At 37.4% G+C, this 14,436-nt stretch carries 13 protein-coding genes; 6 read left to right on the top strand and 7 right to left on the bottom strand.

Annotation, left to right across the window (positions count from 1 at the left end; genetic code table 11):
* Nucleotides 1–188 precede the first annotated feature (188 nt).
* Nucleotides 189–707, bottom strand: a complete 519-nt coding sequence (locus I2F31_RS03705) for a GNAT family N-acetyltransferase (protein ID WP_195773478.1) — start codon at nucleotides 705–707, stop codon at nucleotides 189–191.
* Between the two features lie 395 nt (nucleotides 708–1,102).
* Here I2F31_RS03705 and I2F31_RS03700 point away from each other — a divergent pair, with 395 nt between their 5' ends.
* Nucleotides 1,103–1,564: a PDZ domain-containing protein gene (locus I2F31_RS03700; RefSeq protein ID WP_195768191.1), complete on the top strand. Its 462-nt coding sequence runs from the start codon at nucleotides 1,103–1,105 to the stop codon at nucleotides 1,562–1,564.
* A gap of 193 nt (nucleotides 1,565–1,757) precedes the next feature.
* On the opposite strand, the gene I2F31_RS03695 is transcribed toward I2F31_RS03700, so the two are convergent.
* Both I2F31_RS03695 and I2F31_RS03690 read right to left on the bottom strand, forming a co-directional pair.
* The gene (locus I2F31_RS03695; protein ID WP_195773477.1) at nucleotides 1,758–2,486 is read right to left on the bottom strand and encodes a pyridoxine 5'-phosphate synthase; all 729 of its coding nucleotides are present in this window, start codon (nucleotides 2,484–2,486) and stop codon (nucleotides 1,758–1,760) included.
* A gap of 38 nt (nucleotides 2,487–2,524) precedes the next feature.
* Entirely contained in the window at nucleotides 2,525–3,388 is an 864-nt protein-coding gene (locus I2F31_RS03690) for a DMT family transporter (protein ID WP_195768189.1), read from the bottom strand.
* A gap of 118 nt (nucleotides 3,389–3,506) precedes the next feature.
* Here I2F31_RS03690 and I2F31_RS03685 point away from each other — a divergent pair, with 118 nt between their 5' ends.
* Both I2F31_RS03685 and I2F31_RS03680 read left to right on the top strand, forming a co-directional pair.
* Nucleotides 3,507–4,898, top strand: coding sequence for an aminotransferase-like domain-containing protein (locus I2F31_RS03685; RefSeq protein WP_195768188.1), 1,392 nt, complete (start codon nucleotides 3,507–3,509; stop codon nucleotides 4,896–4,898).
* Between the two features lie 240 nt (nucleotides 4,899–5,138).
* On the top strand, nucleotides 5,139–5,441 hold the full coding sequence (locus I2F31_RS03680; RefSeq protein WP_195768187.1) for a 5-carboxymethyl-2-hydroxymuconate Delta-isomerase: 303 nt from the start codon (nucleotides 5,139–5,141) through the stop codon (nucleotides 5,439–5,441).
* Between the two features lie 77 nt (nucleotides 5,442–5,518).
* Here the strand turns inward: I2F31_RS03680 and I2F31_RS03675 are convergent, their stop codons facing one another.
* The 3 genes from I2F31_RS03675 to betT are packed head-to-tail and all read right to left on the bottom strand — an operon-like array spanning nucleotide 5,519 to nucleotide 8,537.
* Nucleotides 5,519–5,800, bottom strand: a complete 282-nt coding sequence (locus I2F31_RS03675; RefSeq protein ID WP_195768186.1) for a YciI family protein — start codon at nucleotides 5,798–5,800, stop codon at nucleotides 5,519–5,521.
* 13 nt (nucleotides 5,801–5,813) lie between these two features.
* Nucleotides 5,814–6,443: a MarC family protein gene (locus I2F31_RS03670; protein ID WP_195768185.1), complete on the bottom strand. Its 630-nt coding sequence runs from the start codon at nucleotides 6,441–6,443 to the stop codon at nucleotides 5,814–5,816.
* A 12-nt stretch (nucleotides 6,444–6,455) separates the two neighbouring features.
* Entirely contained in the window at nucleotides 6,456–8,537 is a 2,082-nt protein-coding gene (gene betT / locus I2F31_RS03665) for a choline BCCT transporter BetT (protein ID WP_195768184.1), read from the bottom strand.
* Nucleotides 8,538–9,230: 693 nt separating this feature from the next.
* Between betT and betI the strand changes: the two genes are divergently transcribed.
* The 3 genes from betI to betA are packed head-to-tail and all read left to right on the top strand — an operon-like array spanning nucleotide 9,231 to nucleotide 13,097.
* Nucleotides 9,231–9,860, top strand: a complete 630-nt coding sequence (gene betI / locus I2F31_RS03660) for a transcriptional regulator BetI (protein ID WP_195768183.1) — start codon at nucleotides 9,231–9,233, stop codon at nucleotides 9,858–9,860.
* 3 nt (nucleotides 9,861–9,863) lie between these two features.
* Nucleotides 9,864–11,342: a betaine-aldehyde dehydrogenase gene (gene betB, locus I2F31_RS03655; protein WP_195768182.1), complete on the top strand. Its 1,479-nt coding sequence runs from the start codon at nucleotides 9,864–9,866 to the stop codon at nucleotides 11,340–11,342.
* A 48-nt stretch (nucleotides 11,343–11,390) separates the two neighbouring features.
* Complete coding sequence (betA, locus tag I2F31_RS03650; RefSeq protein ID WP_195768181.1) at nucleotides 11,391–13,097, top strand: choline dehydrogenase; 1,707 nt, start codon at nucleotides 11,391–11,393, stop codon at nucleotides 13,095–13,097.
* Nucleotides 13,098–13,153: 56 nt separating this feature from the next.
* Here betA and I2F31_RS03645 read toward each other — a convergent pair whose 3' ends face one another.
* Nucleotides 13,154–14,350, bottom strand: a complete 1,197-nt coding sequence (locus tag I2F31_RS03645) for an amino acid aminotransferase (protein WP_195768180.1) — start codon at nucleotides 14,348–14,350, stop codon at nucleotides 13,154–13,156.
* Nucleotides 14,351–14,436: the final 86 nt, after the last annotated feature.

Genomic DNA, 14,436 nt, shown 5'->3' with positions numbered 1-14,436 from the left:
TATACAATATTTTTATGTTTTATTTTTAATCACTTTCAAGTGATGAGTTGACGCATACGTCCACTTCTTAACCTTTAATAAAAAAAGAAGTACCACATCCTTATAGCTATTATAATAATGCAGTAAATACGCTTAAATTTAAAGCCCTGTACTCACATCATTCACACATCAAATTGCTATGTCTAAACCTATGATTTTTCAATGTACATGTAATACATGATCTCTTCTAAACTGTCATTTTGAATTTTTAATGTCTTGATTTCTTGCATATTTCGAACCATCCCCATTTTCTCATAAAATGCAATTGCATTTAAATTAGCAGATAATGCCCATAAATATACTTTTGTATACCCTGCTTGTTGAAGCTCAGATATGACTTCTTTATATAACTCTTTACCATAACCGCACCGAAGGTAATTTGGGTCAATATAAAATGCCTCAATCTCTCCGACTGTTCTGTCATCATCTTTATGACGTGATGCACCATATACAATAAACCCAACAACTCCCTTAGATGGTTCATCGTAAACCATTAATTTTTTATTATTTTCTTGAATTATTTTTGCCCACATGGCTGTTTTTGGGGGGACAGAAAGCCCATCAAGTATACTCTGAGACATAATATTAACATATGCATATTGCCAACCACTCACTTGTATTTCTGCGATACGTGAAGCATCTGAAATTTCTGCACTTCTTATTGTCATTAAAAATTACCCTATTATTCTTTATTGCATACTTTTTAATATTACATGTTTTTTCAAGTAAAAAGTCTAAATAGCATGCAATATTTAAATGACTCAAAGCCTATTTGTCAGAAGGATGAATATCTCTTTTAAAAATAATGATCTTGCCTTAAAAGATTTAAGTAGTATTTAGCCGTGTACTTCATCATAAAATGATCAAATTTTATTAACCAAATACAACAGGTACATGCGAAAAGCTCATGATGATTAAGCAAAATATTACTAACTTTCCATTGTTTTAATGATGTTTTTTTCACCTAGAGTTTAGATTATATAATGTAACCCCAATGAGGTTACCTTAGAATTTTTTAATGCTAGAATTAACAAAAATAATTTCAAAATGAGGATATTAAAAAATGTATATACCAAAAATAATATACTCTAATTTTGCGAGTAAACTATTTTATTCCATTTCTATTGGTCTTTGTCTGTTTACAACAACACATCTCAGTGCGCAACCATTAGTCAATCAAACTGGCATGGTATCTGTAAACAATACCGCAGGAAAGCTTGTATTAAAAAGTACAAAAAATGGTGTTCTAGTTGTAGCAATTTCTCAGAAAAATATGGACTTAGATATAAAGACACAGGATATTATTGTTACGGTGAATGAACATAAAGTGGCTACACCCGAAGACTTGATGCGTTTAATAAGAAATACTCCTACTTCACACGAGATACACCTTACAGTGGTCAGAAAAAATAAAGTCTTAAAAATTCAAACGCACCGATATACTTGGCAGAAATTTGAAACCCCTAAACCTCCCGAAACAAATAGAAATACTGTACAACCACCTGTGCCACCAAATAGTAACTAGTCTAACCCGCTCAAAGGTTACATTAACCCATATTTCTTTCCACATGGTAGATATGTCAAGATGTAACTTCATTGATGAATATAGCGAAGATAGCAACTCACTACATACGCTGTGGCCTTAAAAACTCCACTCATCCCAATCGTTCAATTTACCAGTCTAATCATGTCCTCTTTCAAATAAAACTCTGACTATTTTAATATTTTCTACAAATTTCAAGATATTTGCTGACTACATTATTTAAACCATGATGAATACACTCAACTGTAAAAGCATGGCCAATTGAAACTTCGTGAATAGAACATGTTCTTAGTAATTGATCTAAATTATTTAAGTTAAGATCATGGCCTTCATTCACAATCATCTCTTCTCGTTTTGCAACATTACAAGCATTAGCAATTGCTTGAAGTGCTAAATTGGCTTCATTTTCTTTTGCTTTACTTGCATAGTTTTCTGTATATATTTCAACTGCATCAACATTAAATTCTTTTGCTAAAAGAACATCTTCTTTATTTGGTTCTATCAGTAAAGCAATACGTGTAGAGCTTGATCTTAAATCTAGTATAGCTGATTCAAGTATAAATGAATCACGTAAATCCCAACCATGATCTGATGTTAACTGTGTTGGCGAATCTGGCACTAACGTACATTGAGCAGGGTTAACATCTTTGATTAAGTTAATAAACCTTCGATCAGGAAAGCCCTCTACATTAAGTTCTACATTAGGATAACGCTCTATTATTTTAGAGATAATATAAATATCATCATCTTTAACATGCCTTTGATCAGGACGTGGGTGAGCCGTTATACCAACAACTCCTAACGCTAATAAATTTTCAATAAATCCTGTTAAATCAGGGAAGTTACTTCCTCGTGAATTTCTAATCAAAGCAATTTTATTGACATTAATACTCAGTCTAGTCATTTTCCAGTACCTACTAGCATTTAATTTGATAAAAAATATTATTTGGCATATTCCTTTGCACCAGCAACACACACTACTGCAACCAATGTTGCGATTAACATCGTCCAACTAATCGACTCGTGAAGTAAAACAGACGCAAGTGCAAGCCCCATAAAAGGTTGAAACAATTGGAGCTGACCAACAGCAGCTATTCCTCCTTGAGCTAACCCTCTATACCAAAATATAAAACCAAGTAACATACTAAAAATTGATACATAAGCTAGACTAAACCAAGCAGATGTAGAGACATATTGAAATGATGTAGGCATAGTAACTAAAGCAATTGGTAATACTATTGGAAATGAAACTAACAGTGACCAGCTAATCACCTGCCACCCCCCTAATGTACGAGAAAGACGAGCTCCATCTGCATAGCCTAAACCACAGACAATAACAGCCAACAACATGAGTAAATCACCTATCAAAGAAGAACCAGTACTGTCTAAAGCTGAATAGCCTGCTACAGATAGTGCACCAATTAGTGAAAATATCCAAAATAAAGGCTTTGGTTTTTCACCTCCCCTAATGACTGCAAAAATTGCAGTACTCATTGGTAATAAACCGACAAAAACAATTGAATGCGCTGAAGTGACGTACATTAGAGCTAAAGCTGTTAACAATGGAAACCCGATAATCACGCCGACTGCACTAATAATTAGTGAAAGTAAATGGCTACGTTGGGGCCTAGGTGGTTTAAATATAATGAGTAAAATGATTGCAAATAGCGTTGCAATGCTTGCTCGTATACTTGTTAAAAATACTGGGGGGAAATCTTGCACTGCTATCCGTGTCGCAGGTAATGATCCAGCAAAAATACAGACGCCAATCAACCCATTAATCCAACCATTTTTGATTTTTTTCATTTATTCCCCCTTCATTTATGGCAATAAGTGAAACATAGATAAGTGCTATAAACTATGTACAATTCAGTACAATTCATAGAAACTGTTATTGTTATTTAACCAATACAGTTAGCAAAAGATGAAGAAAAAAAGCACTCGTATCAATTTTGTTATACAAGAAGTTCATTCAAAAATTGCTTCTCGCACTTACTTTCCTGGTGCTCGTTTACCATCTGTTAGAGCACAAGCAAAACGTATGCAGGTTTCAGTTTCAACCGTCGTAGAAGCTTATGAAAGATTAATGGCCGAAGGGGTTATTATTTCAAGACCTGGATCAGGGTTCTATATTGTAGAACCTATCGCACCACTTGCATTAACACAAATAGAACCCAGATTAGATAGAGAAATTGATCCATTATGGGTTTCACGTCAATCATTAGAAATTAATAATGATGTTATTAAACCAGGCTGTGGTTGGTTACCAGCATCTTGGCTATATGAAACAGGAATACGTAGAGCATTACGTACTTTATCAAAAGCAGAAACACTAGATTTAGTCGAATATGCAACTCCTTTGGGTCATCTAGGATTACGCCAACTTTTAGTGAGAAGATTGTCTAATTTTGGTATTGAAACAGTAGCAGAACAAATTATGTTAACTGAGTCTGGTACACAAGCCCTTGATTTAATTTGCCGATTTTTGCTAGAACCAGGTGATACAGTATTAGTAGATGACCCTTGTTATTTCAATTTTCATGCTTTACTCAAGGCACATCGTGTCAAAGTTATAGGTGTTCCTTATACTGAAAATGGCCCAGATATCACTTGCTTTGAAAATGCTTTACGAGAACATAACCCAAGACTGTATATTACAAATTCAGGCATTCACAACCCAACGGGTGCTATCCTTTCCCCTGTTATTGCTCATCGATTATTAAAAATGATCGACAACACCAACCTTGTTATTGTTGAAGATGATGCTTTTACCGATTTTGAGGTTTCACCAGCCCCTAGACTAGCTGCGTTTGATGGATTATCTAGAGTAATTCAAATAGGAAGCTTTTCTAAGACTATTTCATCATCAATACGTTGTGGCTATATTGCAGCACAAAAAAATTGGATTGAGCACTTAATTAATTTAAAAATATCTACTTCGTTTGGGGGAGGAAGGTTAGCAGCAGAAGTCATATTTATGACACTAACCGACAGTGGTTATCGCAGACATATGGAAACTGTACGCTTAAAATTAGCAGATGAAATGGCCAAAATTATTGTTAAACTTGAAGAGATACATATCAAACCTTGGCTAGTTCCTCAAGCTGGAATTTTTCTTTGGTGTCAACTACCTAAAGGTATTGATGCAACGATTGTTGCTCAGGAATGTTTAAAACAAGGAGTGGTCTTAGCACCAGGCAATGTATTTAGCCAATCATCAAATGCTCGCGATTTTTTACGCTTCAATATTGCACAATCAATGAATGACCATACTTTTAATATATTAAAAATGGTTTTATCTAACTATTGGGACTAAAATTTTAGTAATACTTCAAAAGATAAACTTCAATGAAGCCTAAAGTTTCTTTAAGCTTCAAATACTTTTTTATTTACGAAATGTGTATTTTTCTAAAAATATTGCATAGTACATATAAGTTACCGAATCTATTACAACCAAAATCGGTTACCTTTAGAATGATATTAGGCATATTATTACACCCTATCTCTTTTTTATGCTAAATATAAGAATCTAAATACTCAAAACAATAACAGCCTTATGCCTCACCTAATTACTCAGTATTCTAATAATATTAAGCACATCAATATAAAAAGTTTATTATCAAAAATGAATCAAGCTTTATTTTCTACAGGGCTATTTTCAACTTCACAAGAAATTAAATCTCGTGGTTGGAGTAATTGTAATGTAGTGATTGGCTTAGATGAACCTCAAGAAGCTTATATTCATGTCATTCTGTATATATTAAGTGGGCGTGATGCTCATCAAAAAAGCGTGTTAAGTCAGACATTATTACAAATATTAGAACAAGAGATTACTTCTTCAAATGGTTTAAGCATATAGCTTTGTGTTGAAATTAGAGATATAGATAAAGAATTCTATAGTAAAAAAACTTTAGGACCTCAAGAATTAAGTAATATCTAACTTGGGGCTATACTATTTAAACACTTAGACACTTCAAACCACATAAAGTCATAATCAGCAACATCATGAATATAAAAAGGGTCTTTTTGCATGATTTTTTTAGCCTCTTCTAGATCATCACTTAACACTAAAATTACACCACCTGCTCTATTTTCTCTACGACCAGAGGCTAAAAATTTCTTTTCAGCATAATAATAATCTAAAAAAAGTACATGCTCTTGTAATAGCATATCTACTTCAGATAAAGGCTTTTTATAGGTTAAAGTCACAATAATCATTATACTACCTGCTCTAAACCACAGATGCACCGCTATGCTGAATTAAACGTGTTACACCTGTCACAATCATATCTATGGCAATCGTACCAATTAAAAGTGCAGATAAACGACCCACAATATCAAAATAATAGTCAACAAATTTGGCATGCTTATAACGCAGGTTATCATGCATATACTTCATTAACATTAGAATCGTTGATGTTAAAAATAACGTGAGTGCTAGTACTAAAATAGCACCAATGGTTTTAATCTCCATCCCCATGACCACCGAAGCACTAATTGTACCCGGCCCGATCATGAATGGCATCGCCACTGTACCCGCCAAATTTTCGGTCGCACCTCGTGTATCACCAATGGTATCTGCACCTTGGAATACGTAGCGATAACCAATCACCAAAAAGATAATGCCACCAAAAATTTGAAAGGACTCAAAGCGTACATTTAAATATTCAGTGAAAATCGTCTCTCCACCCCATGCGAAAAATACAAACACGACATAAGAGATTAAACTCCCTTGAATGAGTGCTTTATTAAATATTTTTGCATCTGTATTTCTAATCATCCCCGCCATGTAAATACTCATGAGGAATGGGTTCATCAATGCAAAAAATAACGCAAAAGAGTGGATATAGACGCTAAACATACGCTTTACTCGTTAGGAGTCACTTGGGTCTGGAAAACTTAAACTTTTACCCACCGTCTGCTCTCGGTTTAAGTGCAAGAAAGTTAAATGACGTTCATATTTATCTAAAACATCATTAATCACTTGCTCTTTGTTATATCCCATTAAATCATTGCCTTGGCTACCTTCAAACAAGAAGGTTTCCAAACGATAATAAAATGTATTACCAAGTTTGCTACGGCGGCTAAACTCAGGTGCATGATAACGCTGTGGCCAAATTTGGTAAATGAAATTTTGCTCGTCATGTAGACCAACACTTAAATCAATATGATACAAATCATGGTCTTGTTCATCAGTCATAGCATTGACTGTAATTGAAGCTTGTACACCTTTACTTTCTAGCTCACGCATGACTTCTTCAAGTGCAGGTTTACAGACCGTATCTAGCATCTGTAATGTGGCTTTACGACCAGGGTGATGCATAACACGAGATAAACGCTGTTTCCAATTTAAAATATCTACGTTACCAACAACAGGAGCAGCATTTAACGATGTACTTTGGTTACGGTAGTCTTCTAAACGAAGTGACTTAAACAAACCAAGCATCACTAAAATCATGACAAAACTGAACGGCAAGCCCATGATCACAGTAGCTTTTTGTAATGAGCTAATACCATTAGACATCATCATCGCAATGGTCAATACACCAATTACAACAGACCAGAAAATACGAATCCAGTTTGGTGCATCGCTATTGACATCTTTTAATCGGTAGCAAAAACTACCCAAAACAATTGCGCCAGAATCTGCCGAAGTCACATAAAACAGTAATCCTGTAATAAATGCCAACACAGCTGTAAATGAGAACCATGGATAGAATGACAGAAGTTTATAAAAACCAAGTTCAGGTTTCGCTAAAATTTCTTGAGCAAACTGTAAATTGCCATGAATCACTTCATACAAAGCACTGTTACCCATAATAGATAACCATGCAATGGTAAATAGCAATGGAATAATTAAAGTTCCTAAAACAAACTCACGAATGGTACGACCACGTGAAATTCGAGCAAGGAATAAACCAACAAATGGTGACCACGCTACCCACCATGCCCAGAAAAAGAGCGTCCAATCTTTCACCCACTGCCCTGTTTGCTTATTTACATCTTGGTTATAAGCAAAAGTATCTAAAGTCATAGCAGGGAAACGGCTAATATAATCGCCAATATTCAGCACTAAACTATTGAGCAAGAACGTACTATTTCCTGCAAATAAAATAAACAGCAATAAACCGATGGCAAAATATACATTCATTTCTGCCAAAAATTTAACACCTTTATCTACCCCAGTAGTGGCTGAAATAATACTAATCGTCACAGCAAACACGACAAGCCAACCTTGTACGGTTAACCCCTCTTGAACACCAAATAGTAAGCTCAGACCATAGTTAAGTTGTACAACACCAATACCACAGGTGGTTGCTAAACCAAAAATTGCCCCCAAAATAGCGGCAACATCGACCAAGTGACCAATCCAACCATTTACCTTATCTCCAAAAATTGGATATAAAGCAGAGCGTACATTGAGTGGTAAATTATAACGGTATGAGAAGTAACCTAAAGCAATACCCAGCAAGGCATACATACACCAACCCGTTAAACCATAGTGAAAAATGGTTAAAGTAATGGCTTGACGTGCTGCATCAATGGTTTGCCCTTGACCAACAGGCGGTTGCATATATTGTGCAATCGGCTCTGCCACCGAAAAGAACATCAGGTCAATACCAATACCTGCAGCAAACAGCATTGATGCCCAACTTACCATGCTAAACTCAGGTTTAGAGTGTTTTGGACCAAGCTTAATATCGCCATAGCGTGACGATGCTAAAAAAATCACAAATACAATATAAACCGAAGCAATGGCAAAGTAATACCAACCAAAAGTAGATGCAACCCAATCGAGTGTTGTATCTAGTGCTACCGTGGCTTGAGCATTAAAAAAAATGGTAAATAATGCAAATGCCAAGACTAGACCTGCAGAAAGGTAAAATACCTTACCATTTAGTCGGTCTTCATTGGCAGTTGCCTTCAGATCCTCGGAGGAGTTATCTTGATTCATACAATCCTCTTTTTTATAAAAAGATAAATGCTTTGCTGACCTCTATCTAAAGGTAGCAGTGCAAAATCAACACCATCACGGCGTAAGGAGTATTTTTATGGCAAAAATTGTGATAAATCAGCGTTCTTTGCCGTAAAAATATAATAAACAGTTACTTACAAAGTCATTCATACCGAACCACTCTATACATAACCAAAAGACATAAGTGTTTAAAGTACAATACGATTTAGCCTTTTTTAATGCGCTTTAAGTAATGAAGAAGCAACCTAAAACACTCCAAGAACCATCACGATAAAAGTACATGAAAACCACTTAAAAGTGTAAAAATTAAACAAAAATAGACATAAAAAAATCTAAAAAAAACGTCTAAAGTCATACAAAATCATGCAAAATTGTTTTGCGTCATTGGGATGAGTATAAGTGCTGAAAAAAAAATGTACAAATCTACACATTAAATTTCAACCAATAACAACTGTATAAAACTCACTCAAAATAAAAAATATAAAATAAAAACAATACTTTAAAAACAAAATAACACTATTCAATTATTTTTATTAATTGTACAAATAATCGCAGTTATTTTTTTTCATGATGTTTTTCTTTTAATCATTCCATCAAAAAAACCCATTGATTGATCGTTCAATCAATGAGTGTTACACTATTTGTCAATCGCATCTATTTTTATATGTCATTATGAGTGTCAACGAAGCCAAAAATAGTCGTATACAACCCGAACATGTTCGGCGTGAACAAATCATTCAAGCTGCTTTTGAAGTGATTGCAACACTTGGACTCACAAATACCACTTTGGCTAAAATTGCAGCCCAAGCAGGTCTGTCTACAGGTATTGTGAGTCATTATTTTGGCGACAAACAAGGCTTGATTACTGCATGCATGCGTGAAATGCTGGCTGAGTTACAACGTAAAACTGTGCAATACAAGGCCAAACGTGCAATTGATGCAACTTCACAGATTCAAGCGATTATTGATTCAAATTTTGACACCAGCCAAACCAGTGCCAAAGCCATGCGGCTCTGGTTAGAGTTTTGGACTGCAAGTATGCACATGCCTGAATTGCAGCGTTTACAACGTATCAACAGTCATCGTTCATACTCAAACTTAAAGTACCATTTACAACAGCTCGTTATACCCATGCAGGTCGATACCATTACCCAAGGCCTTGCAGCACTCATTGATGGGTTATGGCTACGTGCAAGCCTCATGAGCCATCAAGAAAAATTTGATGTCGCACAGGCAAGACATATTGCCTACCAATATTTAGAAATGCATATCAACACAGATCAGAAACTGACGGAGAATTAAACCATGTCTAACATTCCAGTGTATTCCCTCTACATTCACGGTCAATATGTTGAAGCCACCAGTGGTCAAAGCTTTGAAAGCATCAACCCTGCCAACGGCGAAGTCATTGCTCAAATACAAAGTGCATCTCAACAAGATATCGACAAAGCAGTCGAGAGTGCACAACAAGGTCAAAAAATTTGGGCAGCAAAAACAGCAGTAGAACGTGCCCGTATTTTACGTAAAGCCGTAGACATACTCCGTGAGCGTAACGATGAATTAGCTACACTAGAAACCACAGACTCAGGCAAAGCATTTTCTGAAACATCGACTGTAGACATTGTGACAGGTGCGGATGTTTTAGAATATTACGCAGGTCTAGCAACAGCGATTCAAGGTGAACAACAACCTCTACGTGACAGCAGCTTTTTCTATACTCGCCGTGAGCCATTAGGCGTAGTGGCAGGTATTGGTGCATGGAACTACCCAATCCAAATTGCTTTATGGAAGTCTTCACCTGCACTGGCTGCAGGTAATGCCATGATTTTTAAACCAAGTGAATTTACCCCACTAACAGCGTATAAACTGGCAGAAATCTATACCGAAGCAGGCGTACCAAACGGCGTATTTAATGTGGTACAAGGCTTAGGTGATGTGGGTGCAATGATTGCATCTCACCCAAGCATTGAAAAAATATCTTTCACAGGTTCAGTGGCTACAGGTAAAAAGGTTATGGCGACCGCAGCAAGCTCATCACTCAAAGAAGTGACGATGGAGCTTGGCGGAAAATCACCACTGATTATTTGTGAAGATGCCAACCTTGAACGTGCAGCAGACATTGCCATGATGGCCAACTTCTTTAGCACAGGCCAAGTGTGTACCAATGGCACGCGTGTTTTTGTACCAAAAGCACTCAAAGCAGATTTTGAAAAAGCATTACTTGAGCGAATTCCTTATGTGAAAGTTGGTGATCCAATGCTTGCAGAGACTAACATGGGTCCGCTTTCAAGCTTCCCACACTTAGACAAAGTGCTGTCTTATATTGAAAAAGGCAAAGCTCAGGGTGCAACACTGCTATGTGGTGGTCAACGTGCAACAAACCCTGCTTTAGCCCAAGGTGCATATATCGAACCGACCATTTTTACAGACTGTAAAGATGACATGTCGATTGTTACAGATGAAATCTTTGGCCCAGTGATGAGCATTTTAAGCTATGACACAGAAGCCGAAGTGATCGAACGTGCCAACAACACGCCATTAGGTCTTGCAGCAGGTGTTGTGACTGAAAACGTTAACAAAGCACACCAAATCATTCATCAAATTGAAGCAGGTATTTGCTGGATTAACACATGGGGTGAATCACCTGCTGAAATGCCAGTCGGCGGTTACAAACAGTCAGGGGTTGGTCGTGAAAATGGCTTAGTGTCGCTGAATCATTACACTCGCATTAAATCTGTTCAAGTTGAAATGGGTGAATATCAATCTATTTTTTCGCCAAGCTAAAACATAGATAAAACAGAAATTCACCATCAAAATAAGGATACTTTAAACATGGCAAACCAAGAATTTGATTATATTGTTGTCGGTGCAGGCTCAGCAGGGAACGTACTTGCAACTCGCCTCACTGAAGACGAAAACGTCACTGTACTGCTTCTTGAAGCAGGTGGCCCTGACTACCGTGCAGATTTCCGCACCCAAATGCCTGCAGCATTGGCATTTCCACTGCAAGGTCGTCGCTATAACTGGGCGTATGAAACTGACCCAGAACCAAATATGAACAACCGCCGTATGGAATGTGGCCGTGGTAAAGGCCTAGGTGGTTCATCACTCATTAATGGTATGTGCTACATTCGTGGTAATGCCATGGACTTAGACGGTTGGTCAAAGCTAAAAGGTTTAGAACAATGGTCTTATGCAGATTGTTTACCGTACTACCGTAAAGCCGAAACGCGTGACATTGGTGAAAATGACTACCACGGTGGCGAAGGCCCTGTATGTGTGACTACACCAAAAGAAGGCAATAATGTCTTATTTCATGCCATGGTTGAAGCAGGTGTACAAGCAGGCTACCCACGTACAGATGACTTAAATGGTTATCAACAAGAAGGCTTTGGCCCAATGGACCGTACCGTGACTCCACAAGGTCGCCGTTCAAGTACCGCTCGTGGCTACTTAGACCTTGCAAAACCACGTAAAAACCTCACCATTGTCACCCATGCTGTGACAGACAAAGTGCTGTTTTCAGGTAAAAAAGCCATTGGTGTTCAGTATTTACATGGTAGCAGTACAACACCTATTACAGTCAATGCACGTAAAGAAGTATTGATTAGCTCAGGTACAATTGCTTCACCGCAAATTTTACAACGCTCAGGGGTTGGCCCTAAAGCATTATTGGACTCGTTGTCTATTCCTGTGGTTCACGAGTTGCCAGGGGTTGGTGAAAACTTACAAGACCATTTAGAGCTATATTTACAATATGCATCTAAAAAACCAGTATCCCTCTACCCTGCACTTCAATGGCAAAATCAGCCTAAGATTGGGGCTGAGTGGATGTTCTTAGGTACAGGTGTTGGGGCATCAAACCAATTTGAGGCAGGCGGTTTCATTCGTAGTCGCCCTGAATTTGAATGGCCAAATATCCAGTACCACTTCTTGCCTGTAGCCATTAATTATAATGGTACAAACGGCGTACAAGAACACGGCTTCCAAGCCCATGTTGGTTCTATGCGTTCACCATCACGTGGTCGTGTACAGATTAAATCACTGAACCCACATGACCACCCAAGCATTTTGTTTAACTACATGTCTACCGAACAAGATTGGCAAGAGTTCCGTGACTGTATTCGTCTTACGCGTGAAATCATGCATCAACCTGCACTAGACGAATACCGTGGTCGTGAAATTAGTCCGGGTAAAGATGTGGTTACAGATGAACAGCTTGATGAATTTGTACGTACCCATGCAGAAACGGCGTATCACCCATGTGGTAGCTGTAAAATGGGTCATGATGATATGTCCGTAGTTGACCATGAAGGTCGTGTACATGGCCTAGAAGGTTTACGTGTTGTCGATGCCTCAATCATGCCAATCATTATTACCGGTAACTTAAATGCAACTACCATCATGATTGGTGAAAAAATTGCAGATGCGATACGTGGTCAAAAACTACCACGCTCTACTGCGGGTTATCACAAAGCAGGTGATGCACCTGTGCGTACTGCACCACAACGTGAGTTTACTGTAGAACAAATGCAATAAAAATCACAGACAAAAAAATGGCGACTATCACAGTCGCCATTTTTTATTCAGTACAATTATGCTAAAACTTTTGCGATTGCATCAGCAACATAATAGACATTCTTTTCATTTAAACCAGCAACACACATACGACCACTACGTAGTAAATATACTGCATGTTCTTCACGTAGTTTATCTGCTTGTTCAGCAGTTAAACCTGTGTAGCTAAACATACCACGTTGTTTTACAAGGTAATCAAAGTCTTTGTTTGGAATACGTTTCACTAACTCATCACGTAAAACAGTACGCATTTTTGCAATACGCTCTGCCATACCTTTTAACTCAGCTTCCCAATCTGCACGTAAGCTATCATCGTTCAGTACACCACTGACCAATAATGCACCTGTCGTTGGTGGATTTGAATACACACGGCGTACAGTGGCTTTCAGTTGACCAAATACGCTTTCTGCTGAGGCTGCATCTTCAGACACAACGGTTAAACCACCAACACGTTCGCCATATAATGAGAAAATCTTAGAGAACGAGTTGCTTAAAATAAATTGTGCACCTGCTTTATCTAGTGCACGAATTAAGTATGCATCTTTCGCTAAATCTTCAGCAAAACCTTGATACGCAATGTCTAGGAAAGGAATAAGTTTGCCTTTAATCAGCACTTCAATCACTTGATCCCATTGCTCAGGGACTAAATCTGCACCTGTTGGGTTATGACAACATGGGTGTAATAACACCACGTCATTTTCAGGAAGTGATTTGAGTGTTTCTAACATTTTTTCAAATGCAACACCATTAGTTTCTGCATCAAAGTATGGGTACTCTGCTGTTTCAAAACCAGCCCCTTGGAAAATCGCAATATGATTTTCCCATGTTGGTTGGCTTACCCACACTTTAGATGTTGGAAAGTATTTTTTTAGAAAATCTGCACCAATTTTAAGCGCACCTGAACCACCCAAAGTTTGAATGGTTACAGCACGCTTTTCAGCACGTGCTTTGCTGTCATTACCCAACAATAAGGCTTGTGTTGCATCGCAATAGGTTTTTAAACCAGACATTGGTAAATAAAGTTTGGCTTTATCTACATTTTTACCTACCTCTAATGCCACGGTTTTTACAGCATTAAATTGTGGTACAACGCTTTGTTCATTGTAATACAAGCCAATACTTAAATTAACTTTGTTATCGCGTTCATCTTTTTGGAATTTTTCCATTAATGTTAAGATTGGGTCGCCTGCATAAGGCTCAACATGCTGAAACATAACTCGCTCTATCCACTGTAGTGTCTATGCATTATATACATAGTTTGACCAGATGGTGTGAATACTTTCTATACAAACACACTGTT

The sequence above is a fragment of the Acinetobacter rathckeae genome, from assembly GCF_015627125.1.
In the GTDB taxonomy this organism is placed as follows: Bacteria; Pseudomonadota; Gammaproteobacteria; order Pseudomonadales; family Moraxellaceae; genus Acinetobacter; species Acinetobacter rathckeae.
This window is presented reverse-complemented; position numbering and strand designations above follow the sequence as displayed.

What these genes read in the sequence shown, in the direction of transcription:
- I2F31_RS03705 (WP_195773478.1), bottom strand. Translation starts at nt 707, where the DNA reads ATGACAATAAGAAGTGCAGAAATTTCAGATGCTTCACGTATCGCAGAA.
- I2F31_RS03700 (WP_195768191.1), top strand. Translation starts at nt 1,103, where the DNA reads ATGTATATACCAAAAATAATATACTCTAATTTTGCGAGTAAACTATTT.
- I2F31_RS03695 (WP_195773477.1), bottom strand. Translation starts at nt 2,486, where the DNA reads ATGACTAGACTGAGTATTAATGTCAATAAAATTGCTTTGATTAGAAAT.
- I2F31_RS03690 (WP_195768189.1), bottom strand. Translation starts at nt 3,388, where the DNA reads ATGAAAAAAATCAAAAATGGTTGGATTAATGGGTTGATTGGCGTCTGT.
- I2F31_RS03685 (WP_195768188.1), top strand. Translation starts at nt 3,507, where the DNA reads ATGAAGAAAAAAAGCACTCGTATCAATTTTGTTATACAAGAAGTTCAT.
- I2F31_RS03680 (WP_195768187.1), top strand. Translation starts at nt 5,139, where the DNA reads ATGCCTCACCTAATTACTCAGTATTCTAATAATATTAAGCACATCAAT.
- I2F31_RS03675 (WP_195768186.1), bottom strand. Translation starts at nt 5,800, where the DNA reads ATGATTATTGTGACTTTAACCTATAAAAAGCCTTTATCTGAAGTAGAT.
- I2F31_RS03670 (WP_195768185.1), bottom strand. Translation starts at nt 6,443, where the DNA reads ATGTTTAGCGTCTATATCCACTCTTTTGCGTTATTTTTTGCATTGATG.
- betT (WP_195768184.1), bottom strand. Translation starts at nt 8,537, where the DNA reads ATGAATCAAGATAACTCCTCCGAGGATCTGAAGGCAACTGCCAATGAA.
- betI (WP_195768183.1), top strand. Translation starts at nt 9,231, where the DNA reads ATGAGTGTCAACGAAGCCAAAAATAGTCGTATACAACCCGAACATGTT.
- betB (WP_195768182.1), top strand. Translation starts at nt 9,864, where the DNA reads ATGTCTAACATTCCAGTGTATTCCCTCTACATTCACGGTCAATATGTT.
- betA (WP_195768181.1), top strand. Translation starts at nt 11,391, where the DNA reads ATGGCAAACCAAGAATTTGATTATATTGTTGTCGGTGCAGGCTCAGCA.
- I2F31_RS03645 (WP_195768180.1), bottom strand. Translation starts at nt 14,350, where the DNA reads ATGTTTCAGCATGTTGAGCCTTATGCAGGCGACCCAATCTTAACATTA.